The 25161-nt window shown below is 51.9% G+C and carries 23 protein-coding genes; 14 read left to right on the top strand and 9 right to left on the bottom strand.

Annotated features, from left to right (window positions below):
* Positions 1-41 precede the first annotated feature (41 nt).
* The 3 genes from ACJHWR_RS00570 to ACJHWR_RS00580 are packed head-to-tail and all read left to right on the top strand — an operon-like array spanning position 42 to position 3150.
* Positions 42-278, top strand: a complete 237-nt coding sequence (locus tag ACJHWR_RS00570; protein WP_000670998.1) for a DUF1656 domain-containing protein — start codon at positions 42-44, stop codon at positions 276-278.
* 2 nt (positions 279-280) lie between these two features.
* Positions 281-1138 carry an HlyD family secretion protein gene (locus tag ACJHWR_RS00575; protein ID WP_012311716.1) on the top strand — a complete coding sequence of 286 codons (858 nt, stop codon included), beginning with the start codon at positions 281-283 and terminating at the stop codon, positions 1136-1138.
* Entirely contained in the window at positions 1138-3150 is a 2013-nt protein-coding gene (locus tag ACJHWR_RS00580; RefSeq protein ID WP_000994306.1) for an FUSC family protein, read from the top strand. Before ACJHWR_RS00575 ends, ACJHWR_RS00580 begins: the two co-directional genes overlap by 1 nt.
* Here the strand turns inward: ACJHWR_RS00580 and sodC are convergent, their stop codons facing one another.
* The 3 genes from sodC to ACJHWR_RS00595 all read right to left on the bottom strand — a co-directional run bounded on the left by sodC (position 3151) and on the right by ACJHWR_RS00595 (position 4937).
* Positions 3151-3672, bottom strand: coding sequence for a superoxide dismutase [Cu-Zn] SodC (gene sodC / locus ACJHWR_RS00585; protein WP_001298528.1), 522 nt, complete (start codon positions 3670-3672; stop codon positions 3151-3153).
* 80 nt (positions 3673-3752) lie between these two features.
* A complete protein-coding gene (locus tag ACJHWR_RS00590) occupies positions 3753-4649 on the bottom strand; it encodes an aldo/keto reductase family oxidoreductase (protein WP_000250656.1) in 897 nt (298 codons plus the stop codon).
* 48 nt (positions 4650-4697) lie between these two features.
* Positions 4698-4937 carry a DUF1289 domain-containing protein gene (locus ACJHWR_RS00595; protein ID WP_000840481.1) on the bottom strand — a complete coding sequence of 80 codons (240 nt, stop codon included), beginning with the start codon at positions 4935-4937 and terminating at the stop codon, positions 4698-4700.
* Positions 4938-5039: 102 nt separating this feature from the next.
* Here ACJHWR_RS00595 and nemR point away from each other — a divergent pair, with 102 nt between their 5' ends.
* The 5 genes from nemR to ACJHWR_RS00620 all read left to right on the top strand — a co-directional run bounded on the left by nemR (position 5040) and on the right by ACJHWR_RS00620 (position 12720).
* Positions 5040-5639: a DNA-binding transcriptional regulator NemR gene (nemR, locus tag ACJHWR_RS00600; RefSeq protein ID WP_001032935.1), complete on the top strand. Its 600-nt coding sequence runs from the start codon at positions 5040-5042 to the stop codon at positions 5637-5639.
* Positions 5640-5675: 36 nt separating this feature from the next.
* Positions 5676-6773 (top strand): N-ethylmaleimide reductase, encoded by a 1098-nt coding sequence (gene nemA / locus ACJHWR_RS00605; protein ID WP_000093598.1) that lies wholly within the window; start codon positions 5676-5678, stop codon positions 6771-6773.
* Positions 6774-6853: 80 nt separating this feature from the next.
* On the top strand, positions 6854-7261 hold the full coding sequence (gloA, locus tag ACJHWR_RS00610; protein WP_001237796.1) for a lactoylglutathione lyase: 408 nt from the start codon (positions 6854-6856) through the stop codon (positions 7259-7261).
* 102 nt (positions 7262-7363) lie between these two features.
* Positions 7364-8011, top strand: a complete 648-nt coding sequence (rnt, locus tag ACJHWR_RS00615; RefSeq protein ID WP_001282281.1) for a ribonuclease T — start codon at positions 7364-7366, stop codon at positions 8009-8011.
* A 92-nt stretch (positions 8012-8103) separates the two neighbouring features.
* Positions 8104-12720 carry an ATP-dependent helicase gene (locus ACJHWR_RS00620; RefSeq protein ID WP_012311595.1) on the top strand — a complete coding sequence of 1539 codons (4617 nt, stop codon included), beginning with the start codon at positions 8104-8106 and terminating at the stop codon, positions 12718-12720.
* 50 nt (positions 12721-12770) lie between these two features.
* Here ACJHWR_RS00620 and grxD read toward each other — a convergent pair whose 3' ends face one another.
* A complete protein-coding gene (grxD, locus tag ACJHWR_RS00625; RefSeq protein ID WP_000108172.1) occupies positions 12771-13118 on the bottom strand; it encodes a monothiol glutaredoxin 4 in 348 nt (115 codons plus the stop codon).
* Positions 13119-13452: 334 nt separating this feature from the next.
* Between grxD and mepH the strand changes: the two genes are divergently transcribed.
* Positions 13453-14280, top strand: a complete 828-nt coding sequence (gene mepH / locus ACJHWR_RS00630) for a peptidoglycan DD-endopeptidase MepH (RefSeq protein ID WP_000101179.1) — start codon at positions 13453-13455, stop codon at positions 14278-14280.
* A gap of 127 nt (positions 14281-14407) precedes the next feature.
* On the top strand, positions 14408-14989 hold the full coding sequence (gene sodB / locus ACJHWR_RS00635) for a superoxide dismutase [Fe] (protein WP_000007283.1): 582 nt from the start codon (positions 14408-14410) through the stop codon (positions 14987-14989).
* A 145-nt stretch (positions 14990-15134) separates the two neighbouring features.
* Here sodB and ACJHWR_RS00640 read toward each other — a convergent pair whose 3' ends face one another.
* A complete protein-coding gene (locus ACJHWR_RS00640) occupies positions 15135-16304 on the bottom strand; it encodes an MFS transporter (RefSeq protein ID WP_000701040.1) in 1170 nt (389 codons plus the stop codon).
* 165 nt (positions 16305-16469) lie between these two features.
* The gene (gene cydH / locus ACJHWR_RS00645) at positions 16470-16559 is read right to left on the bottom strand and encodes a cytochrome bd-I accessory subunit CydH (protein WP_000102278.1); all 90 of its coding nucleotides are present in this window, start codon (positions 16557-16559) and stop codon (positions 16470-16472) included.
* A 298-nt stretch (positions 16560-16857) separates the two neighbouring features.
* Between cydH and purR the strand changes: the two genes are divergently transcribed.
* Positions 16858-17883, top strand: a complete 1026-nt coding sequence (gene purR, locus ACJHWR_RS00650) for an HTH-type transcriptional repressor PurR (protein ID WP_000190982.1) — start codon at positions 16858-16860, stop codon at positions 17881-17883.
* Here purR and punR read toward each other — a convergent pair.
* Entirely contained in the window at positions 17880-18812 is a 933-nt protein-coding gene (gene punR / locus ACJHWR_RS00655; RefSeq protein WP_000269501.1) for a DNA-binding transcriptional activator PunR, read from the bottom strand. The two genes, purR and punR, sit on opposite strands and share 4 nt — an antisense overlap.
* A gap of 112 nt (positions 18813-18924) precedes the next feature.
* Here punR and punC point away from each other — a divergent pair, with 112 nt between their 5' ends.
* Positions 18925-20136 carry a purine nucleoside transporter PunC gene (gene punC / locus ACJHWR_RS00660; protein WP_001182339.1) on the top strand — a complete coding sequence of 404 codons (1212 nt, stop codon included), beginning with the start codon at positions 18925-18927 and terminating at the stop codon, positions 20134-20136.
* Between the two features lie 290 nt (positions 20137-20426).
* Positions 20427-21575 carry a cyclopropane fatty acyl phospholipid synthase gene (gene cfa, locus ACJHWR_RS00665; protein ID WP_000098896.1) on the top strand — a complete coding sequence of 383 codons (1149 nt, stop codon included), beginning with the start codon at positions 20427-20429 and terminating at the stop codon, positions 21573-21575.
* Between the two features lie 39 nt (positions 21576-21614).
* Here cfa and ribE read toward each other — a convergent pair whose 3' ends face one another.
* Entirely contained in the window at positions 21615-22256 is a 642-nt protein-coding gene (gene ribE / locus ACJHWR_RS00670) for a riboflavin synthase (protein WP_000493947.1), read from the bottom strand.
* Positions 22257-22470: 214 nt separating this feature from the next.
* Between ribE and mdtK the strand changes: the two genes are divergently transcribed.
* Entirely contained in the window at positions 22471-23844 is a 1374-nt protein-coding gene (mdtK, locus tag ACJHWR_RS00675) for a multidrug efflux MATE transporter MdtK (RefSeq protein WP_001174939.1), read from the top strand.
* Between the two features lie 40 nt (positions 23845-23884).
* On the opposite strand, the gene ACJHWR_RS00680 is transcribed toward mdtK, so the two are convergent.
* The gene (locus ACJHWR_RS00680) at positions 23885-25141 is read right to left on the bottom strand and encodes an AIDA repeat-containing protein (protein WP_000534264.1); all 1257 of its coding nucleotides are present in this window, start codon (positions 25139-25141) and stop codon (positions 23885-23887) included.
* Positions 25142-25161 lie beyond the last annotated feature (20 nt).

Here is a 25161-nt window from a genome sequence, read left to right on the forward strand (position 1 = left end):
TAATCTAACGCAATATATTCGGTCGTAAAGGAATCTACTTTGTGAAGTTTATGCTCAATGCAACAGGATTGCCCTTACAAGATCTGGTGTTCGGTGCGTCCGTCTACTTTCCTCCGTTTTTCAAAGCCTTCGCGTTTGGATTCGTCATCTGGCTTGTCGTACACCGCCTGCTTCGTGGCTGGATCTACGCTGGTGACATCTGGCATCCCTTGTTAATGGATTTATCGCTGTTTGCGATTTGCGTTTGCCTTGCCCTGGCAATACTGATTGCGTGGTAACTATGTCAATTAAAACAATTAAGTATTTCTCAACAATCATTGTAGCGGTAGTTGCGGTTCTTGCCGGATGGTGGCTGTGGAATTATTACATGCAATCTCCGTGGACACGCGACGGGAAAATACGCGCAGAACAGGTTTCTATCACCCCTCAGGTGTCGGGACGTATTGTTGAGCTGAATATAAAAGACAACCAGCTGGTTAACGCGGGGGATCTTCTGCTCACGATCGATAAAACGCCCTTTAAGATCGCCGAGCTGAACGCACAGGCTCAGCTGGCGAAAGCGCAATCTGACCTCGCAAAAGCCAATAACGAAGCGAATCGTCGTCGTCATCTCTCACAAAATTTTATTTCTGCCGAAGAACTCGATACCGCTAACCTCAATGTTAAAGCGATGCAGGCCAGTGTTGATGCCGCACAGGCGACGCTGAAACAGGCACAATGGCAACTGGCGCAAACGGAAATTCGCGCCCCGGTGAGTGGATGGGTGACTAACCTCACTACCCGCATCGGCGATTACGCTGACACAGGGAAACCGCTGTTTGCCCTTGTCGACAGCCACTCGTTTTACGTCATTGGTTATTTTGAAGAAACCAAGTTGCGCCATATCCGCGAAGGTGCACCAGCACAAATTACCCTCTATAGTGATAACAAAACGTTACAGGGTCACGTTTCCAGTATCGGTCGGGCGATTTATGATCAGAGCGTTGAAAGTGACTCAAGCCTTATTCCGGATGTGAAACCTAACGTCCCCTGGGTTCGACTCGCCCAACGCGTTCCCGTCCGCTTTGCGCTGGATAAAGTCCCAGGCGATGTCACGCTGGTGTCGGGCACCACCTGTAGCATTGCCGTAGGTCAATAATGAACGCATCGTCATGGTCCTTGCGCAATTTGCCCTGGTTCAGGGCCACGCTGGCGCAATGGCGTTATGCGTTACGCAATACCATTGCCATGTGTCTGGCGCTGACGGTTGCCTATTATTTAAATCTGGATGAACCCTATTGGGCGATGACCTCGGCTGCCGTGGTTAGCTTTCCCACCGTGGGCGGTGTCATCAGCAAAAGCCTCGGACGCATCGCTGGCAGTTTGCTCGGAGCCATTGCGGCACTGCTTCTTGCCGGACATACACTTAATGAGCCGTGGTTTTTTCTTTTGAGCATGGCGGCGTGGCTTGGCTTTTGTACCTGGGCCTGTGCGCACTTCACGAATAATGTCGCGTATGCATTTCAACTGGCGGGCTACACGGCTGCCATCATCGCCTTTCCGATGGTTAATATTACTGAGGCCAGCCAGCTGTGGGATATCGCTCAGGCGCGCGTTTGCGAGGTGATTGTCGGTATTTTGTGCGGCGGCATGATGATGATGATCCTGCCGAGCAATTCCGATGCTACAGCCCTTTTAACCGCATTGAAAAACATGCACGCCCGATTGCTGGAACATGCCAGTTTACTCTGGCAGCCTGAAACAACCGATGCCATTCGTGCAGCACATGAAGGGGTGATTGGGCAGATACTGACCATGAATTTGCTCCGTATCCAGGCTTTCTGGAGCCACTATCGTTTTCGCCAGCAAAACGCACGCCTTAATGCGCTGCTCCACCAGCAATTACGTATGACCAGTGTCATCTCCAGCCTGCGACGTATGTTGCTCAACTGGCCCTCACCGCCAGGTGCCACACGAGAAATTCTCGAACAGCTGCTGACGGCGCTCGCCAGTTCGCAAACAGATGTTTACACCGTCGCACGTATTATCGCCCCGCTACGCCCGACCAACGTCGCCGACTATCGGCACGTCGCCTTCTGGCAGCGACTACGTTATTTTTGCCGACTTTATCTGCAAAGTAGTCAGGAATTACATCGTCTGCAAAGCGGTGTAGATGATCATACCAGACTCCCACGGACATCCGGCCTGGCTCGTCATACCGATAACGCCGAAGCTATGTGGAGCGGGCTGCGTACATTTTGTACGTTGATGATGATTGGCACATGGAGTATTGCTTCGCAATGGGATGCCGGTGCCAATGCATTAACGCTGGCAGCGATTAGCTGCGTACTCTACTCCGCCGTCGCAGCTCCGTTTAAGTCGTTGTCACTGCTGATGCGTACGCTGGTGTTACTTTCGCTATTCAGCTTTGTGGTCAAATTTGGCCTGATGGTCCAGATTAGCGATCTGTGGCAATTTTTACTGTTTCTCTTTCCACTGCTGGCGACGATGCAGCTTCTTAAATTGCAGATGCCCAAATTTGCCGCACTGTGGGGGCAACTGATTGTTTTTATGGGTTCGTTTATCGCTGTCACTAATCCCCCGGTGTATGATTTTGCTGATTTTCTTAACGATAATCTGGCAAAAATCGTTGGCGTTGCGCTGGCGTGGTTAGCGTTCGCCATTCTGCGTCCAGGATCGGATGCTCGTAAAAGTCGCCGTCATATTCGCGCGCTGCGCCGGGATTTTGTCGATCAACTAAGCCGCCATCCATCACTGAGTGAAAGCGAATTTGAATCGCTCACTTATCATCACGTCAGTCAGTTGAGTAACAGCCAGGATGCGATGGCTCGCCGTTGGTTATTACGCTGGGGTGTAGTGCTGCTGAACTGTTCTCATGTTGTCTGGCAATTGCGCGACTGGGAATCGCGTTCCGATCCGTTATCGCGAGTACGGGATAACTGTATTTCACTGTTGCGCGGAGTGATGAGTGAGCGTGGCGTTCAGCAAAAATCACTGGCGGCCACACTTGAAGAATTACAGCGAATTTGCGACAGCCTTGCCCGTCATCATCAACCTGCCGCCCGTGAGCTGGCGGCAATTGTCTGGCGGCTGTACTGCTCGCTTTCGCAACTTGAGCAAGCACCGCCGCAAGGTACGCTGGCCTCTTAATTACTTAATTACACCACAGGCATAGCGTTCACCGCCACCGCCCAGCGGTTTAGGTTGATCGGACATATTATCGCCGCCAACGTGGACCATCAGTGCTTTGTCTTTGACTTCATCCAGTGATTTCAGACGAGGCGCGATGACGGCATCGGTAGCTTTGCCGTCATTATTGACGACCAGTGCAGGCAGATCGCCTAAATGCCCGGCACCTTCTGGCCCTTCATGTTTACCGGTATTTTGTGGATCAAGATGCCCGCCTGCGGATTCCGCGGCGCTGGCTTTGCCATCTTTGGTGGCTGGCTGGCAGCTTCCTTTGGCATGAATATGGAAGCCATGTTCACCGGGGGGTAATGCTTTCAGGTCGGGCGAAAACTCCAGACCTTTATCGGTTTCAGTAATGGTGACGCTACCAATTGACTGCCCAACCCCTTGCGACGTGACGAGGTTCATCTCGACTTTTTCACTGGCAGCTTGTGCGCCGGTCGCAACAACCAGCGCCAGAATGGCCAGACTAAAACGTTTCATAGGACCTCCGTTCATTGTGCATTCCTGAATAAGTGTAAACCAGTGACACATTTTTGAACGGCGGCTATTCCTAAAAGTGCTTACGGTACGTCGTAACCCAATGCCGCTTTACGGATACGGAACCATTGTTGACGGGTCATTTTCAGTGTTTCAGCTTCGACAGCTGCCCGTACGCGCTCAATTTTACCTGAGCCGATAATTGGCAGCGGCTGCGACGGTAAACGTAATACCCAGGCGTAAACCACCTGTTCAATCGAGCCCGCGTTTAACTCCTCCGCCACCACAGCCAGTTCATCACGCAGCGGCTGGAAATAATCATCATTAAACAGACGACCACCACCAAGGCAGGACCACGCCATCGGACGAACACGCAGTTGTTGCAGTTGGTCGAGCGTGCCATCCAGCAGTAACGGCTGATGCACCGGGGATATTTCCACCTGATTAGTGGCAAGGGTAAACGGCAGGCGTGATTGCAACAGGGCAAATTGCGCGGGCGTGAAGTTGGATACGCCAAAATGGCGCACTTTGCCGCTCTGATGCAGATGTTTAAACGCGTCCGCCACTTCATCGGCATCCATTAACGGGTCTGGTCGGTGGATTAACAGCAGATCCAGATGATCGGTCGCGAGATTAATTAGCGACTGTTCGGCGCTCTTAATGATGTGATCGCGGTCAGTGATGTAATGACCAATGACGTTTTCTTCACGCGCGGTCGTCGCGATACCGCATTTACTGACGATTTCCATCCGTTCACGCAGGTGAGGTGCCAGTTTCAGCGCCTCGCCAAACGCCGCTTCGCACTGATAGCCACCATAAATATCAGCATGGTCCACGGTGGTCACGCCGAGATCCAGATGCTCTTCAATAAAACTGACCAGCTGGCGGGCGGACATATTCCAGTCCATCAATCGCCAGTAGCCCATCACAAAACGGGAAAACTCCGGGCCTTGCGGCGCAATAGTAATACGCTGAACCATAATCGCTTCCTCTTATCAGATATGAGAGGAGTATACGCAAGATTAGGCTCAAAAGAGTGATGGTTGCTCCGGTTCATCTGATGACGCCGGCTTATTTGCACGTAATTTGCGCATTAATCGCTGCCGACAAAGGCGCAGTACCTCTTGTTTTTCGCCATCGCTCATTTTATTCCAGTTAAAACGCTCATCCCGACTGCGAAAGCAGCCGCGACAAAATCCGCGTTCGTCAGACTGGCAAATTCCCCGGCACGGGCTCTGGACGGGAAAGAACTCTAATTGCTCCGCCACTTCGCCCTCCTCAGATAAGATTATTACCACTATTGAAGCTGTTAATGCCCAAAGTAGCAACTTTGCTTGCACTAGACCGACTGGTCTACTACACTCCAACGCATGAACAAACACACCGAACATGATACTCGCGAACATCTCCTGGCGACGGGCGAGCAACTTTGCCTGCAACGTGGATTCACCGGGATGGGGCTAAGCGAACTCCTAAAAACTGCTGAAGTGCCGAAAGGGTCCTTCTATCACTACTTTCGCTCTAAAGAAGCGTTTGGCGTTGCCATGCTTGAGCGCCATTACGCCGCATATCACCAGCGACTGACTGAGTTGCTGCAATCCGGCGAAGGTAACTACCGCGACCGCATACTGGCTTATTACCAGCAAACACTGAACCAGTTTTGCCAACATGGAACCATCAGTGGTTGCCTGACAGTAAAACTCTCTGCCGAAGTGTGCGATCTGTCAGAAGATATGCGTAGCGCGATGGATAAAGGCGCTCGCGGCGTGATCGCCCTGCTCTCGCAGGCGCTGGAAAATGGCCGTGATAGCCATTGTTTAACCTTTTGTGGCGAACCGCTGCAACAGGCACAAGTGCTTTACGCACTGTGGCTGGGTGCGAATCTGCAGGCCAAAATTTCGCGCAATTACGAGCCACTGGAAAACGCGCTGGCACATGTAAAAACCATTATTGCGACGCCTGCCGTTTAGCAGGCATTTTTTATCACCAGACGACCGGGAGCCTTTATGTCATCTGAAAAACTGTATTCCCCACTGAAAGTGGGCGCGATCACGGCGGCAAACCGTATTTTTATGGCACCGCTGACGCGTCTTCGCAGTATTGAACCGGGTGACATCCCTACCCCGTTGATGGCGGAATACTATCGCCAACGTGCCAGTGCCGGTTTGATTATTAGCGAAGCCACGCAAATTTCTGCCCAGGCAAAAGGGTATGCTGGTGCACCTGGCATCCATAGTCCGGAACAAATTGCCGCATGGAAAAAAATTACCGCTGGCGTTCATGCTGAAAATGGTCATATGGCCGTACAGCTGTGGCACACCGGACGCATTTCTCACGCCAGCCTGCAACCTGGCGGTCAGGCACCGGTAGCGCCTTCCGCACTTAGCGCGGGAACACGTACTTCTCTGCGCGATGAAAATGGTCAGGCGATCCGTGTTGAAACATCCATGCCGCGTGCGCTTGAACTGGAAGAGATTCCGGGTATCGTCAATGATTTCCGTCAGGCCATTTCTAACGCGCGTGAAGCCGGTTTTGATCTGGTAGAGCTCCACTCTGCTCATGGTTATTTGCTGCATCAGTTCCTTTCTCCTTCTTCAAACCATCGTACCGATCAGTACGGCGGCAGCGTGGAAAATCGCGCACGTCTGGTGCTGGAAGTGGTCGATGCAGGGATTGAAGAATGGGGTGCCGATCGCATTGGCATTCGCGTTTCGCCAATCGGTACTTTCCAGAACACAGATAACGGCCCGAATGAAGAAGCCGATGCACTGTATCTGATTGAACAACTGGGTAAACGCGGCATTGCTTATCTGCATATGTCAGAACCAGATTGGGCGGGGGGTGAGCCGTATACTGATGCGTTCCGCGAAAAAGTACGCGCCCGTTTCCACGGTCCGATTATCGGCGCAGGTGCATACACGGTAGAAAAAGCCGAAACGCTGATCGGCAAAGGGTTAATTGATGCGGTGGCATTTGGTCGTGACTGGATTGCGAACCCGGATCTGGTCGCCCGCTTGCAACGCAAAGCTGAGCTTAACCCACAGCGTGCCGAAAGTTTTTACGGTGGCGGCGCGGAAGGCTACACGGATTACCCGACGCTGTAATCCAACATTGCGAGCGGCGCAAAGCCGCCGCTATACTAAAACAACATTTTGAATCTGTTAGCCATTTTGAGGATATAAAGATGCGTCTTCTTCATACCATGCTGCGCGTTGGCGATCTGCAACGCTCCATCGATTTTTATACCAAAGTACTGGGCATGAAACTGCTGCGTACCAGCGAAAACCCGGAATACAAATACTCACTGGCGTTTGTTGGCTACGGCCCGGAAACCGAAGAAGCGGTGATTGAACTGACCTACAACTGGGGCGTGGATAAATACGAACTCGGCACTGCTTATGGTCACATCGCGCTTAGCGTTGATAACGCCGCTGAAGCGTGCGAAAAAATCCGTCAAAACGGGGGTAACGTGACCCGTGAAGCGGGTCCGGTAAAAGGCGGTACTACGGTTATCGCGTTTGTGGAAGATCCGGACGGTTACAAAATTGAGTTAATCGAAGAGAAAGACGCCGGTCGCGGTCTGGGCAACTAATCTCCTGCCGGGCGTGAACCCATCACGCCCGCATCTTTACTGCATCGACAAGTAATATTTGTCATAATGCGCGCTGCAATTTATCCGTATTAAGAGAATCAGATGTCCGATAACGCTCAACTTACCGGTCTGTGCGACCGTTTTCGTGGTTTTTATCCTGTTGTGATCGATGTTGAAACAGCCGGATTTAATGCCAAAACCGATGCGCTGCTTGAGATTGCCGCCATCACCCTGAAAATGGATGAACAAGGCTGGCTGATGCCGGACACCACATTACATTTCCACGTCGAACCATTTGTCGGCGCAAATTTGCAGCCAGAGGCCCTCGCCTTCAACGGTATTGACCCGAACGATCCCGATCGCGGCGCGGTCAGCGAATACGAGGCGCTGCACGAAATTTTTAAAGTTGTACGTAAAGGCATTAAAGCGAGCGGCTGTAACCGCGCCATTATGGTGGCGCACAACGCCAATTTCGATCACAGCTTTATGATGGCCGCCGCAGAACGCGCCTCACTGAAACGTAACCCGTTCCACCCTTTCGCCACTTTTGACACTGCTGCACTGGCCGGGCTGGCACTCGGACAAACCGTATTGTCAAAGGCTTGCCAGACCGCTGGCATGGACTTCGACAGCACCCAGGCGCACTCCGCGCTGTACGACACCGAACGCACTGCTGTGCTGTTTTGTGAAATCGTCAACCGCTGGAAACGTCTGGGAGGCTGGCCGCTACCTGCCGCCGAAGAGGTGTAATCGAGTCGATGCCTGATGACATGCAATGATTCAGGCATCTATAGTGAGGCTATTCCACGCATCATGCATGATATTCACGGGGAATAGCGTTAATGGCAGATAATCTAAACCCTTCATCGCCCCTGCCGGACGTGTTTTCACCGGCGACCCGCGACTGGTTTCTTCGCGCCTTTAAACAGCCGACCGCTGTCCAGTCGCAAACCTGGCATGTGGCGGCGCGAGGCGAACATGCGCTGGTGATTGCACCGACTGGCTCCGGGAAAACGCTGGCAGCATTTCTCTACGCCCTCGATCAGCTCTTCCGCGAAGGCGGCGAAGATACCCGCGAGGCGCATAAGCGTAAAACCTCACGCATTCTCTATATTTCACCGATCAAAGCTCTGGGCACCGACGTTCAGCGCAACTTGCAGATCCCGTTACAGGGTATTGCCGATGAACGGCGGCGGCGCGGCGAAACGGAAGTCAATCTTCGCGTGGGGATCCGTACTGGCGATACGCCTGCACAGGAACGCAGCAAACTCACCCGTAATCCGCCGGATATTCTGATCACCACACCCGAATCACTCTATCTGATGCTGACCTCCCGCGCGCGCGAAACGCTACGCGGCGTCGAAACGGTAATTATTGATGAAGTCCACGCGGTAGCGGGCAGTAAACGTGGTGCGCATCTGGCGTTAAGTCTGGAGCGGCTCGATGCGCTGCTCCACACCTCAGCACAGCGAATTGGCCTTTCTGCCACTGTACGCTCAGCCAGCGATGTGGCAGCATTTCTTGGTGGCGATCGCCCGGTTACGGTAGTCAACCCGCCCACAATGCGCCATCCGCAGATACGGATTGTCGTACCGGTCGCCAATATGGATGATGTCTCATCGGTCGCCAGCGGCACCGGCGAAGACAGCCATGCCGGCCGAGAAGGCTCCATCTGGCCATATATTGAAACGGGTATCCTTGATGAAGTTTTGCGCCATCGCTCGACCATTGTCTTTACTAATTCACGCGGGCTGGCGGAAAAACTGACGGCACGATTAAATGAGCTTTACGCCGCTCGCTTACAGCGTTCCCCGTCTATCGCCGTTGATGCGGCCCATTTCGAGTCGACCTCCGGCGCAACCTCTAACCGTGTACAAAGTAGCGACATTTTTATTGCCCGCTCACACCACGGCTCCGTCTCTAAAGAACAACGAGCAATCACCGAACAGGCGCTGAAATCGGGTGAATTACGCTGCGTGGTCGCAACCTCCAGTCTCGAACTGGGGATTGATATGGGCGCGGTGGATCTGGTGATTCAGGTGGCAACGCCGCTTTCTGTTGCCAGTGGGTTACAACGCATTGGACGTGCCGGACATCAGGTTGGCGGTGTATCTAAAGGGCTTTTTTTCCCCCGAACCCGGCGTGACTTAGTCGATTCCGCAGTCATTGTAGAGTGTATGTTCGCAGGCAGGCTGGAAAACCTGACACCACCGCATAATCCACTCGACGTCCTTGCGCAGCAAACCGTTGCCGCCGCGGCGATGGATGCATTACAGGTAGACGAATGGTACTCCCGCGTACGCCGTGCCGCACCGTGGAAAGATCTGCCAGGACGTGTTTTTGACGCCACGCTGGATATGCTTTCCGGGCGCTATCCCTCTGGCGATTTTTCTGCTTTTCGCCCCAAACTGGTCTGGAACAGGGAGACCGGGATATTGACCGCCCGACCTGGCGCTCAATTGTTGGCGGTTACCAGCGGCGGCACCATTCCGGATCGTGGCATGTATAGCGTGTTATTACCCGAAGGTGAAGAACAGGCCGGTTCGCGGCGGGTGGGTGAACTGGATGAGGAGATGGTATATGAGTCACGGGTGAACGATATTATCACTCTTGGCGCAACCTCATGGCGGATCCAGCAAATCACCCGCGATCAGGTGATTGTGACTCCTGCTCCAGGTCGTTCTGCCCGCCTTCCCTTCTGGCGTGGTGAAGGTAACGGACGTCCGGCAGAATTAGGCGAGATGATCGGCGATTTTCTCCATTTACTGGCGGATGGCGCGTTCTTTTCCGGGACTATTCCCCCGTGGTTGGCAGAAGAAAATACGATCGCCAATATTCAGGGGTTGATTGACGAGCAGCGCAACGCGACGGGTATCGTTCCAGGTAGTCGTCATCTTGTCCTCGAACGGTGCCGTGATGAAATTGGTGACTGGCGTATTATTTTGCACTCTCCCTATGGAAGACGGGTGCATGAACCCTGGGCGCTGGCGATTGCCGGGCGAATACATGCACTATGGGGCGCTGACGCGTCTGTGGTTGCCAGTGATGACGGCATTGTTGCGCGCATTCCTGACACCGATGGTAAATTGCCTGATGCCGCGATTTTTTTGTTTGAACCAGAAAAGTTGCTGCAAATTGTCCGCGAGGCGGTAGGCAGCTCGGCACTTTTCGCCGCCCGTTTTCGCGAATGCGCCGCGCGGGCATTATTAATGCCGGGCCGCACGCCGGGCCATCGCACCCCGCTCTGGCAACAACGACTGCGCGCCAGTCAGTTGCTGGAAATCGCTCAGGGATATCCGGATTTTCCGGTCATTCTCGAAACCCTACGCGAATGTCTGCAAGATGTTTATGATCTTCCCGCGCTGGAACGTTTGATGCGTCGCCTGAACGGTGGCGAAATTCAAATATCCGATGTGACGACCACTACGCCCTCGCCTTTCGCCGCCAGTTTATTGTTCGGCTATGTCGCGGAATTTATGTACCAGAGCGACGCCCCGCTGGCAGAGCGCCGGGCATCCGTACTGTCGCTGGACAGCGAGTTACTGCGCAATCTACTCGGACAGGTCGAACCGGGGGAATTACTCGACCCGCAGGTCATTCGCCAGGTGGAAGAAGAGTTGCAACGACTGGCACCTGGCAGAAGAGCGAAAGGTGAAGAAGGATTGTTCGACCTGCTGCGCGAACTGGGGCCAATGACCGTTGAAGACCTGGCGCAACGGCATACAGGCAGCAGTGAAGAGATTGCGTCGTATCTGGAAAATCTTCTTGCAGTAAAACGAATCTTCCCGACGATGATTAGCGGGCAGGAGCGTCTTGCCTGTATGGATGATGCCGCCAGGCTGCGCGATGCCCTCGGCGTACGACTACCAGAGTCACTGCCAGAGATTTATTTGCACCGAGTCAGTTACCCGCTTCGCGACCTCTTTCTGCGCTATCTCCGGGCTCATGCTCTGGTCACGGCTGAACAACTGGCTCATGAGTTTAGTCTCGGTATTGCCATTGTCGAAGAGCAACTTCAGCAACTGCGCGAACAGGGTCTGGTGATGAATCTGCAACAAGACATCTGGGTGAGCGATGAAGTATTTCGTCGTCTGCGTTTGCGCTCGCTGCAAGCCGCCAGAGAAGCGACACGTCCCGTTGCGGCCACGACCTATGCGCGATTGCTGCTGGAACGTCAGGGCGTATTACCCGCCACCGATGGTAGCCCGGCACTCTTTGCCTCAACATCGCCAGGCGTTTATGAGGGCGTGGATGGCGTGATGCGGGTGATCGAACAGCTTGCAGGAGTCGGTTTACCCGCCTCACTCTGGGAAAGCCAGATCCTGCCTGCCCGCGTACGCGACTATTCGCCAGAAATGCTCGATGAATTACTGGCAACCGGAGCGGTTATCTGGTCGGGACAAAAAAAGCTGGGTGAAGATGACGGCCTGGTGGCACTGCATCTACAGGAATATGCCGCAGAATCGTTCACTCCCGCCGAAGCAGATCAGGCGAATCGTTCGGCGCTGCAGCAAGCGATAATCGCTGTTCTGGCTGACGGAGGAGCCTGGTTTGCACAACAAATCAGCCAACGGATATGCGATAAAATCGGCGAATCGGTTGATCCCTCGGCTCTGCAAGAGGCGTTATGGGCGCTGGTCTGGCAAGGCGTCATTACCAGCGACATTTGGGCACCGTTACGCGCCCTCACCCGTAGCAGTTCCAACGCACGCACCTCGACTCGCCGCAGTCACCGGGCTCGTCGTGGGCGTCCTGTCTATACGCAACCCGTCTCGCCGCTGGTATCTTACAACACACCAAAGCTGGCCGGACGCTGGTCGTTATTGCAGGTGGAGCCACTAAACGATACCGAAAGGATGCTGGCGCTGGCGGAAAATATGCTCGACCGCTACGGCATCATCAGTCGTCAGGCGGTGATAGCCGAAAATATCCCTGGCGGTTTTCCATCGATGCAAACGCTTTGTCGAAGTATGGAAGACTCCGGGCGAATTATGCGGGGTCGTTTTGTAGAAGGTCTGGGTGGCGCGCAATTCGCTGAACGTCTGACTATTGACCGATTGCGTGACCTGGCGACACAAACCGCGCAAACGCGCCACTATACACCAGTGGCGCTCTCCGCCAACGATCCGGCTAATGTGTGGGGAAATCTTCTGCCCTGGCCTGCACATCCGGCAACGCTGGTTCCAACGCGTCGGGCGGGTGCGCTGGTGGTCGTTTCTGGCGGCAAATTGTTACTTTATCTGGCGCAAGGTGGCAAAAAAATGCTGGTCTGGCAGGAAAAAGAGGAATTACTCGCCCCAGAGGTTTTCCACGCGCTGACTACCGCACTGCGTCGCGAACCACGGCGGCGCTTTACGCTGACAGAAGTGAATGATCTACCAGTCCGACAAACGCCGATGTTTACGCTGCTGCGTGAGGCGGGATTTTCAAGTTCGCCACAAGGGCTGGATTGGGAATAGATAAAGAACTGACGGATGCCCGTTCGCATCCGTCAGTATTGCAGGACGGATTATTCAGCGTCCGGCTCTTCAGACTTGTATTTAGCGGCAGTTTCTTTGATCAACTGCTGCAGTTCGCCACGCTGATACATTTCGATCACGATATCACAACCGCCGACCAGCTCGCCGTCAACCCACAGTTGCGGGAAGGTCGGCCAGTTAGCATATTTCGGCAGTTCCGCACGAATGTCCGGATTCTGCAGGATATCAACATAGGCAAAACGTTCGCCACATGCGGCAAGCGCCTGGACTGCCTGGGCAGAGAAACCGCAGCTCGGCAGTTTCGGTGAACCTTTCATGTACAGCAGGATCGGGTTTTCAGCAATCTGGCGTTGGATTTTTTCGATAGTGGTGCTCATTGTCTTGCTTCCTCAAACTTCTTTACGGCAGTAATCTGACATTGTAGCGGGTCAGTGCGGCATCGGAAAATAACATTTTCATCACGCTTTTGCTATTTTATCCCTTTGTTCTATTTGTTGCATTTCAAATATTCGTTTCTTCCCTTATGCACGGCAAACTGGCGTGTTTATAACCATTTTTAGCTTTCACTGCTGCATTTTTTTGCGCTCGCCAACGAAACGTATTTTTTAACAATAAAAGCTATTAACTTTCTCTTCTTCTATGCATTAGAATCATCAAGTTTTGTAAATCAGACGCAGGCATGATAGACCTGCCTTAACAGAGGGACGCTCAGTGGCGCGGATAAACCGTATTTCGATCACGCTCTGTGCTTTACTTTTTACCACCCTGCCTTTAACGCCTATGGCCCATGCTTCAAAGCAAGCCAGGGAGAGTTCTGCTACTACTCATATCACCAAAAAAGCAGATAAAAAGAAAAGCACGGCAACCACCAAAAAGACCCAGAAAGCCAGCCAGAAAACAGCGAAAAAAGCCGCCAGTAAAAGTACGATCAAAAGCAAAACCGCTTCTTCCGTTAAAAAATCTTCCATTACCGCTTCTAAAAACGCCAAAACTCGCAGCAAACACGCCGTCAATAAAACGGCCTCAGCCAACTTTACCGAAAAGTGTACCAAACGTAAGGGCTATAAATCGCATTGTGTGAAAGTCAAAAATGCCGCGTCAGGAACCCTTGCCGACGCGCACAAAGCGAAGGTGCAAAAAGCCACGAAAGTGGCAATGAATAAACTGATGCAGCAAATTGGTAAGCCATATCGTTGGGGCGGCAGCTCACCGCGTACCGGTTTTGATTGCAGCGGCCTGGTTTATTACGCTTATAAAGATTTGGTGAAAATTCGTATTCCGCGTACGGCGAATGAAATGTATCACCTGCGAGATGCAGCGCCAATCGAACGTAGTGAACTGAAAAACGGCGACCTGGTCTTTTTCCGTACTCAGGGACGCGGTACAGCCGATCATGTCGGCGTATATGTCGGCAACGGCAAATTTATTCAGTCACCGCGTACGGGTCAGGAAATTCAAATCACTTCTCTCAGTGAAGACTACTGGCAGCGCCACTATGTTGGCGCTCGCCGGGTAATGACCCCAAAAACACTTCGCTAAAACTTTACCCTGTTGTTACGGCAACAGGGTAAGTTCATCTTTTGTCTCACCTTTTAATTTGCTACCCTATCCATACGCACAATAAGGCTATTGTACGTATGCAAATTAATAATAAAGGAGAGTAGCAATGTCATTCGAATTACCTGCACTACCATATGCTAAAGATGCTCTGGCACCGCACATTTCTGCGGAAACCATCGAGTATCACTACGGCAAGCATCATCAGACTTATGTGACTAACCTGAACAACCTGATTAAAGGTACCGCGTTTGAAGGTAAATCACTGGAAGAGATTATTCGCAGCTCTGAAGGTGGCGTATTCAACAACGCAGCTCAGGTCTGGAACCATACTTTCTACTGGAACTGCCTGGCACCGAACGCGGGTGGCGAACCGACTGGAAAAGTCGCTGAAGCTATCGCCGCATCTTTTGGCAGCTTTGCCGATTTCAAAGCTCAGTTTACTGATGCAGCGATCAAAAACTTTGGTTCTGGCTGGACCTGGCTGGTGAAAAACAGCGATGGCAAGCTGGCTATCGTTTCAACCTCTAACGCGGGTACTCCACTGACCACCGATGCAACTCCGCTGCTGACCGTTGATGTCTGGGAACACGCTTATTACATCGACTATCGCAATGCACGTCCTGGCTATCTGGAGCACTTCTGGGCGCTGGTGAACTGGGAATTCGTAGCGAAAAATCTCGCTGCATAATAACTGATGGCAAATGCAGCATTGCCTGATGCGCTTCGCTTACCATGCCAACACGGATGAGTCGTTAACACCGCATCCGGCAAGATAAATCGCACGTTGCCAGCAACTGTAACGCAGAAGGTTATCCTTCTGCGTTTTTGTTTAATTAGCTGTTGGCAACGCAAACTGTTTCAGGTTGTTTTCTGGCTGACATAAACACCAGTAATAATGCCAGTCCCGCGACAATCGCCCCCATCACCGGCACAAAACTGTATCCCAGCCCAGCGGAAATTACCGCACCACCAGCAGCTGCTCCCAGCGCATTTCCAAGATTAAAGGCACCAATATTGACTGATGAAGACAGACCTGGCGCTTCACTGGCGACACGCATCACGCGCATCTGTAACGGCGGTACGACCGCAAAGGTTGCAGCGCCCCACACCACCATGCTAATAGCTGCGCCGAACTCATTGCGGGCCAGGAACGGGATTGCCAGCATAATCACCATCAGCAGCAACAAAAAGCCTTTCAACGTGCCGTTAACTGAACGATCTGCCAGTTTGCCGCCGAGATAGTTACCGATAGAGAATCCGACACCAATCAGCACCAGCATTGCCGTAACGAACACCGGTGTTGCGTGGGTAATACTTTGCAGTACCGGAGAGATATAGGTGTAGAGGGTAAACATTGCACCAGCTCCCAGTACCGTCGTCAGCAATGCAGACAGCACCTGCGGACGCATTAATACCGCCAGCTCTTTTTTCACTTCAGGTCGCGCCCCTGCGCCACCTTTAGGTAATGAGAAGAACAGACTTACCATTGAAATCACTCCCAGCCCCGCCGTTGCCAGAAATGACATCCGCCAGCCGATGGTTTCACCCAACCAGGTCGCCGCCGGCACGCCACCGATATTTGCCAGGGTTAACCCCATAAACATAGTGGCAACTGCGCTGGCCTGTTTATGTTTTGGCACCACGCTTGCGGCCACAACTGAACCCAAACCAAAAAATGCTCCGTGATTCAGGCTGGTCAAAATGCGTGAAAGCATCAGAGTCATATAATCCGGCGCGATGGCGGAAAGTACGTTGCCGAGCGTGAAAATCGCCATCAGGAAAATCAACGCACTGCGGCGAGCACGATGAGAAAGTAGAAGCGTCATCAGCGGCGCGCCAACCATTACGCCAACTGCATAGGCACTGATTAACATTCCGGCAGCGGGAATCGAGACATCCACACCGCGCGCAATGACGGGCAATAAGCCCATTGGCGAGAACTCCGTTGTCCCGATACCAAACGCGCCAATCGCCAGCGCCAGCAACGGATAGTTAATTTTCATGCCTTATCTCCACCTCTTCGCGTCATTACGCGGTATTCATTAAAGTGGCGAAAGCATGACAGCAATCACAAAAAAATGAAAATAACAAAAAGAGAAAACACTTTTGCCATTTTGCTAACAAACAGGAAGGAGATGCGAGGGAGAACGCGCTCCCTCGAGAGGAAATCAGTGCAGCGCGGCAGTCAAACCCACGGCCACGATCAAACCGAGGACGATAATCGTTGTTACCAGTGAAAATTTAAGGTCGGTGCTCATCAAGTTTTCTCCTTTTTTATTACCACACAAAAAGTGATATTACGCATTTTTACACACTGTGATGAAAAAATCTCCCGTCATTTATAATGATAAGTGTTTTTACCACTTCCCCTTTTCGTCAAGATCGGCCAAAATTCCACGCTTACACTATTTGCGTACTGGCCATTGACCCCTTCCTGACGCTCCGTGTCGTTTTTCCGGCGTACCGCAACACTTTTGTTGTGCGTAAGGTGTGTAAAGGCAAACGTTTACCTTGCGATTTTGCAGGAGCTGAAGTTAGGGTCTGGAGTGAAATGGAATGGCAACAATAAAAGATGTAGCGAAACGAGCAAACGTTTCCACTACAACTGTGTCACACGTGATCAACAAAACACGTTTCGTCGCTGAAGAAACGCGCAACGCCGTGTGGGCAGCGATTAAAGAATTACACTACTCCCCTAGCGCGGTGGCGCGTAGCCTGAAGGTTAACCACACCAAGTCTATCGGTTTGCTGGCGACCAGCAGCGAAGCGGCCTATTTTGCCGAGATCATTGAAGCGGTTGAAAAAAATTGCTTCCAGAAAGGTTACACCCTGATTCTGGGCAATGCGTGGAACAATCTTGAGAAACAGCGGGCTTATCTGTCGATGATGGCGCAAAAACGCGTCGATGGTCTGCTGGTGATGTGTTCTGAGTACCCAGAGCCGTTGCTGGCGATGCTGGAAGAGTATCGCCATATCCCAATGGTGGTGATGGACTGGGGTGAAGCAAAAGCTGACTTCACCGATGCGGTCATTGATAACGCGTTCGAAGGCGGCTACATGGCCGGGCGTTATCTGATAGAACGCGGTCACCGCGAAATCGGCGTTATCCCTGGCCCGCTGGAACGTAACACCGGCGCAGGCCGCCTTGCCGGTTTTATGAAGGCGATGGAAGAAGCGATGATCAAAGTGCCGGAAAGCTGGATTGTACAGGGTGACTTTGAACCTGAATCCGGTTATCGCGCCATGCAGCAAATACTGTCGCAACCGCATCGCCCTACTGCCGTCTTCTGTGGTGGCGATATCATGGCAATGGGCGCACTTTGTGCTGCTGATGAAATGGGTCTGCGCGTGCCGCAGGATGTTTCGCTGATCGGTTATGATAACGTGCGCAACGCCCGCTATTTTACGCCAGCGCTGACCACGATCCATCAGCCAAAAGATTCGCTGGGCGAAACGGCGTTCAACATGCTGTTGGATCGTATCGTCAATAAACGCGAAGAACCGCAATCCATTGAAGTGCATCCGCGGTTGATTGAACGCCGCTCCGTGGCTGACGGCCCGTTCCGCGACTATCGTCGTTAATCACCCGTTGCGGGAGTCTCTTCCGGCTCCCGCAGCCACTCCTTATTCAGCGTCTCACTATCGCCGAGATACTCAAGCAACCAGGTTAACGCAGGCGACATATCATTTTGCTGCCATGTCAGACAACATGCCGAATCCGGGAAGGGGTTTTCCAGTTCTAGTGCTACCCACTTCCCCTCATTAAGCCACGGTTTGGCGAAATGTGTTGGCACCATCCCTATGCATAATCCTGCCGAGATACAGGTTGCCGATGATTCCCAGTCAGGCACGACAACTCTTTTTTGGTTATCCAGCAACCAGGTAATACGTTTAGGTAGCGTTCGCGAGGTGTCTTCGCGCACCAATGACGGCCAGTTGCGCAACGTATCATCGCTGAACGGGCCATCCATCAACGCCAGCGGGTGGTGACTGGCAACAACGCAACTCCAGCTTAGCATCCCCATATCCCGGAAGGCATAACGACCACCTACCGGAATCGCGCGTGTTGCGCCAATCGCCAGTTCCACGCGCCCGTCGGAAAGCGCATCCCAGACACCGTTGAACACTTCCTGAAAGACAAGAAGTTCGACATCATCAAAATGGCGATAAAAATCAACGATCATCTGCCGTGTACGTTCTGGCCTGACAATATTATCCACTGCGATAGCTAACTGACCGCGCCAGCCGTTCGCTATCTGCTGACATTGCTGCCGGGTGATCTGCATTTTTTTGACAACAGAGCGCCCTTCTTTGAGAAACCACGCCCCGGCAGCGGTCAGTTCCACATCACGGTGACGTCGTTCAAACAGCGGCACCGCCAGCCACTCTTCCAGCTGACGCACGGTATAGCTGACCGCAGAAGGAACGCGATGCAACTCCTGTGCCGCAGCGCTAAAACTACCATTACGCGCTACCGCATCAACAACTTCGAGTGAATATTCTGACCACATAGTCTGCCTGCAAAATTTTTGAAACCAGTCATCAAATATTACCGTTTCACAACACTAATTTCACTCCCTACACTTTGCGGCGGTGTTTAATTGAGAGATTTAGAGAATATACATGCAACCTGGGAAAAGATTTTTAGTCTGGCTGGCAGGTTTGAGCGTACTCGGTTTTCTGGCAACCGATATGTATCTGCCTGCTTTCGCCGCCATACAGGCCGACCTGCAAACGCCTGCGTCTGCTGTCAGTGCCAGCCTTAGTCTGTTCCTTGCCGGATTTGCCGCAGCCCAGCTTCTGTGGGGGCCGCTCTCCGACCGTTATGGTCGTAAACCGGTATTATTCATCGGCCTGACAATTTTTGCGTTAGGTAGTCTGGGGATGCTGTGGGTAGAAAACGCCGCTACGCTGCTGGTATTGCGTTTTGTACAGGCTGTGGGTGTCTGCGCCGCGGCGGTTATCTGGCAAGCGTTAGTGACGGATTATTATCCTTCACAGAAAGTTAACCGTATTTTTGCGACCATCATGCCGCTGGTGGGTCTATCTCCGGCACTGGCTCCTCTGTTAGGAAGCTGGCTGCTGGTCCATTTTTCCTGGCAGGCGATTTTCGCCACCCTGTTTGCCATTACCGTGGTGCTGATTCTGCCTATTTTCTGGCTCAAACCCACGACGAAGGCCCGTAACAATAGTCAGGATGGTCTGACCTTTACCGACCTGCTACGTTCTAAAACCTATCGCGGCAACGTGCTGATATATGCGGCCTGTTCAGCCAGTTTTTTTGCATGGCTGACCGGCTCACCGTTCATCCTTAGTGAAATGGGTTACAGCCCGGCAGTTATTGGTTTAAGTTATGTCCCGCAAACTATCGCGTTTCTGATTGGTGGTTATGGCTGTCGCGCCGCACTGCAGAAATGGCAAGGCAAGCAGTTATTACCGTGGTTGCTGGTACTGTTTGCTGTCAGCGTCATTGCGACCTGGGCTGCGGGCTTCATTAGCCATGTGTCGCTAGTCGAAATCCTGATCCCATTCTGTGTGATGGCGATTGCCAACGGTGCGATCTACCCGATTGTTGTCGCTCAGGCGCTGCGTCCCTTCCCACATGCAACTGGTCGCGCCGCAGCGTTGCAGAACACTCTGCAACTGGGTCTGTGCTTCCTCGCAAGTCTGGTAGTTTCCTGGCTTATCAGTATCAGCACGCCATTGCTCACCACCACCAGCGTGATGTTATCAACAGTAGTGCTGGTCGCTCTGGGTTACATGATGCAACGTTGTGAAGAAGTTGGCTGCCAGAATCATGGCAATGCCGAAGTCGCTCATAGCGAATCACACTGATCTATATCGATATACTTATACTTAGGCTGCTAACAAAATTTTGTTGTATGATTGAAATTAGCGGCCTATACTAATTTCGAGTTGTTAAAGCTACGATAAATATTATGTTTTTACGGGGACAGGATCGTTCCCGACTCACTATGGATGGTCATTTCGGCAAGGGTTCCTCCTTTCCCTCTGTTCTACGTCGGATTATAGACTCGCGGTTTTTTCTGCGAGATTTCTCACAAAGCCCAAAAAGCGTCTACGCTGTTTTAAGGTTCTGATCACCGACCAGTGATGGAGAAACTATGAGTTCATCGTGTATAGAAGAAGTCAGTGTACCGGATGACAACTGGTACCGTATCGCCAACGAATTACTTAGCCGTGCCGGTATAGCCATTAACGGTTCTGCCCCGGCGGATATTCGTGTCAAAAACCCCGATTTTTTTAAACGCGTTCTGCAGGAAGGATCGTTGGGGTTAGGCGAAAGTTATATGGATGGCTGGTGGGAATGTGACCGACTGGATATGTTTTTTAGCAAAGTCTTACGCGCAGGTCTCGAGAACCAACTCCCCCATCATTTCAAAGACACGCTGCGTATTGCCGGCGCTCGTCTCTTCAATCTGCAGAGTAAAAAACGTGCCTGGATAGTCGGCAAAGAGCATTACGATTTGGGTAATGACTTGTTCAGCCGCATGCTTGATCCCTTCATGCAATATTCCTGTGCTTACTGGAAAGATGCCGATAATCTGGAATCTGCCCAGCAGGCGAAGCTCAAAATGATTTGTGAAAAATTGCAGTTAAAACCAGGGATGCGCGTACTGGATATTGGCTGTGGCTGGGGCGGACTGGCGCACTACATGGCGTCTAATTATGACGTAAGCGTGGTCGGCGTAACCATTTCTGCCGAACAGCAAAAAATGGCTCAGGAACGCTGTGAAGGCCTGGATGTCACCATTTTGCTGCAAGATTATCGTGACCTGAACGACCAGTTTGACCGTATTGTTTCTGTGGGGATGTTCGAACACGTCGGACCGAAAAATTACGATACCTATTTTGCGGTGGTGGATCGTAATTTGAAACCGGAAGGTATATTCCTGCTCCATACCATCGGTTCGAAAAAAACCGATCTGAATGTTGATCCCTGGATTAATAAATATATTTTTCCGAACGGTTGCCTGCCCTCTGTACGCCAGATTGCTCAGTCCAGCGAACCCCACTTTGTGATGGAAGACTGGCATAACTTCGGTGCTGATTACGATACTACGTTGATGGCGTGGTATGAACGTTTCCTCGCCGCATGGCCAGAAATTGCGGATAACTACAGTGAACGCTTTAAACGGATGTTTACCTATTATCTGAATGCCTGTGCAGGTGCTTTCCGCGCACGTGATATTCAGCTCTGGCAGGTGGTGTTCTCTCGCGGAGTCGAAAACGGCCTTCGAGTCGCTCGCTAGAGGCTATTCTATCGCCCCCGCTCCGGGGGCGATTTCAGTTCAGGCTTCTGTACCTGGTTGATTCATGGCATTTTCTCGTGCCGCCAGCACACGTTCTACCGTATCAACCACTGCCTGAGTTTGTGGATCGATTTCAATGTTGACGCGTGCGCCAAGTTTTTTCTTCCCAAGAGTCGTGCGTTCCAGTGTTTCCGGAATTAAATGGACGCAAAAACGCGTTGGCGTGACTTCGCCGACGGTCAGGCTAATACCGTCGATGCCAATAAATCCTTTGTACAGGATATATTTCATCAACTGACTATCCTGGACTTTAAACCAGATCTGACGATTATTTTCCGAGGTTAATATTTTCGCTACTTCAGCGGTGGTCATAATATGACCTGACATTAAGTGTCCGCCAATTTCATCGCTGAATTTCGCCGCACGCTCAACGTTTACCCAATCCCCCACTTTTAAATCGCCAAGATTAGTAATGCGTAACGTTTCTTTCATCAGGTCAAAACTGACATGGTTGCCGTTAATTTCCGTCACGGTCAGGCAGCAACCGTTATGCGCCACGGAAGCACCGGTTTCCAGACCGTCCAGCATGTGGTCGGGTAACTCCACCACATGCGTGCGAAAATTTGGTTTCTCGTCAATCGACACCAGTTTTGCGGTGCCCTGTACAATCCCCGTAAACATACTTACAACTCCTGAAATCAGTTAAGACATTCTGTTCAGCACAATAGCAGGTGGAAAACGCCCTTACCAGTGAAGGGGTAAGAATGGCTATTTTTTCTCTGGAGAATTAATAAATCCTCGCTACAATAGACTGAATTTCCCCTGCTTCTTCTTTTTGCTGCCCATTCAGGCGGCTTTTTAGTCTCTCATATAACTACAAATAAAAGGTGTTCACGTGCAGAAGTATATCAGTGAAGCGCGTCTGTTATTAGCATTAGCAATCCCGGTGATTCTCGCGCAAATCGCCCAAACTGCGATGGGTTTTGTCGATACCGTGATGGCGGGCGGCTATAGTGCCACCGACATGGCGGCGGTCGCTATCGGAACTTCTATCTGGCTTCCGGCGATCCTCTTTGGTCACGGACTGCTGCTGGCATTAACGCCGGTTATCGCGCAATTAAATGGCTCCGGTCGACGTGAGCGCATTGCGCATCAGGTGCGACAAGGTTTCTGGCTGGCAGGTTTTGTTTCCGTTCTCATTATGCTGGTGCTGTGGAATGCAGGCTACATTATCCGCTCCATGGAAAACATCGATCCGGCTCTGGCGGACAAAGCCGTGGGTTATCTGCGTGCGTTGCTATGGGGCGCGCCGGGCTATCTTTTCTTCCAGGTTGCCCGTAACCAGTGTGAAGGTCTGGCAAAAACCAAGCCGGGTATGGTGATGGGCTTTATCGGCCTGCTGGTGAACATTCCGGTGAACTATATCTTTATTTATGGTCATTTCGGTATGCCTGAGCTCGGTGGCGTTGGTTGTGGCGTGGCTACTGCGGCGGTGTATTGGGTCATGTTCCTTGCCATGGTTTCTTACATTAAACGCGCCCGCTCGATGCGCGATATTCGTAACGAAAAAGGCACCGCGAAGCCCGATCCTGCGGTTATGAAACGACTGATTCAACTCGGTTTGCCAATTGCGCTGGCACTGTTCTTTGAAGTAACGCTGTTTGCCGTCGTGGCTCTGTTAGTGTCTCCGCTCGGTATTGTTGATGTCGCAGGACATCAGATTGCCCTGAACTTTAGTTCACTGATGTTCGTGCTTCCCATGTCGCTGGCGGCAGCGGTAACTATCCGCGTAGGTTATCGTCTGGGTCAAGGCTCAACGCTGGATGCGCAAACCGCTGCGCGGACCGGGCTTATGGTGGGTGTCTGTATGGCAACCCTGACGGCCATATTCACGGTTTCACTGCGAGAGCAAATCGCCCTGTTGTACAACGACAATCCCGAGGTTGTAACGCTGGCTGCGCATTTGATGCTGCTGGCGGCGGTATATCAGATTTCTGACTCTATCCAGGTGATTGGCAGTGGGATTTTGCGTGGTTATAAAGATACACGTTCCATTTTCTATATCACCTTTACGGCTTACTGGGTGCTGGGCTTGCCAAGCGGCTATATTCTGGCACTGACCGATCTGGTCGTTGAACCTATGGGGCCAGCAGGCTTCTGGATAGGCTTTATTATTGGCCTGACTTCGGCAGCCATTATGATGATGCTGCGTATGCGGTTCCTGCAACGTCTGCCGTCAGCCATCATTCTGCAACGAGCAGCTCGCTAGTAAAGACAAGGCGCAACCTTCACGGGTTGCGCCTGTGTTTTTACGCAGGCTGGAGCGTTGCGCCAATCCCGTCTTCGTCTGGCTGTAGTTTCAGTGCGTTACACAGAGTTTGCCGACTGGCATCTGTTATCTCAACGTGTATATCACCAGTAACTTCCCCTTTCACATTGATGAAGTCAGGTGAAATTTCTTTCGCACTGGTTTGCAGGCAAATCGCTCCCTCTCCGCGCAGGCGTTTCACTTTAAGTTGCACATGCGTTGCCGCACCAGTGATTAGCCACAGTTTTCCGCCATTGAGATTGATGTTACCAACACTGAAAGTGACACTGTCACCTTTTATCGTACTGCCGTCGAGAATCAATACACCGCCCTGCTGTACAGTAATCGTTGATTGTTGCAGATCTGCGCCATAGCCAATAATCATTGAAGCGCCGTCCAGTAATGCAACACTACCGGTCAGTTCAACCGGTGCGCGATCTTCCTCTACGACAAAATTTTCGTCCGCGCTGGTGGGTGACAACAGGATCACTGTCCCACCTTGTATTACCGCATTTTCCAGCGTACCGGCATGCACTTCAGCCCGACCACCCACATTAACGGACAGGTTTTGCGTCTTACCGGAACTGTAGAGCTGAAGACCATCCGTCCCCAGACGATAGATGGCTCCATTCTCAACAATAGTGTCAGAGTCTTCACCACCGAGATTATTCATGGTGCCACCAGCAAGCAACGTATCATTGGCTTTCCCCGCCAGCATAAAAACGCCGCCCTGATTAATCTCACAATTGCTGGCTTCCCCACCTGGATACACCAACAATTCACCACCTTCATCTACCACGACCGCTGAGGTTGTCCCATTGACCAACAGGCCACCCTCTTGATCGAGAATAATTTTTTCCGCGCGATGGCCTTCCAGTACACGCAGGTTACCGCCATTTTCCAGCAACAAACCGCAGGCATAACCTTTATCAACGCTGAATTCACCTTCGGGATGGCGGCCATTAACCGTAGCGAGCGTAGAGAGACTAATTGCGCCTCCCTCGGACTGAACAATATCTGTGGCAATGGCACCGTCGCTGACCGATAGCGTGCCATTGTTGCCGTACTGTGTGCATTTGGCGATCCCACCGGTTGCCACTTTCAACCAGCCAGCCCCCGTGACCACGGTATTTTCGGCTCTTCCGCCAGCCTCAACAATTAACTCGCCTTCAGTAAGTTGCGTCGCGCCAATGACCTCGCCGGTCTTAACAATTTGCACGTTCCCGTCGCTCATCAAGTTTTTCGCATCAGATCCCATGATTTATTCCTTTGCTGCAT

The sequence above is a fragment of the Escherichia sp. WS568 genome, assembly GCF_046486085.1.
Taxonomy (GTDB): Bacteria; Pseudomonadota; Gammaproteobacteria; order Enterobacterales; family Enterobacteriaceae; genus Escherichia; species Escherichia coli.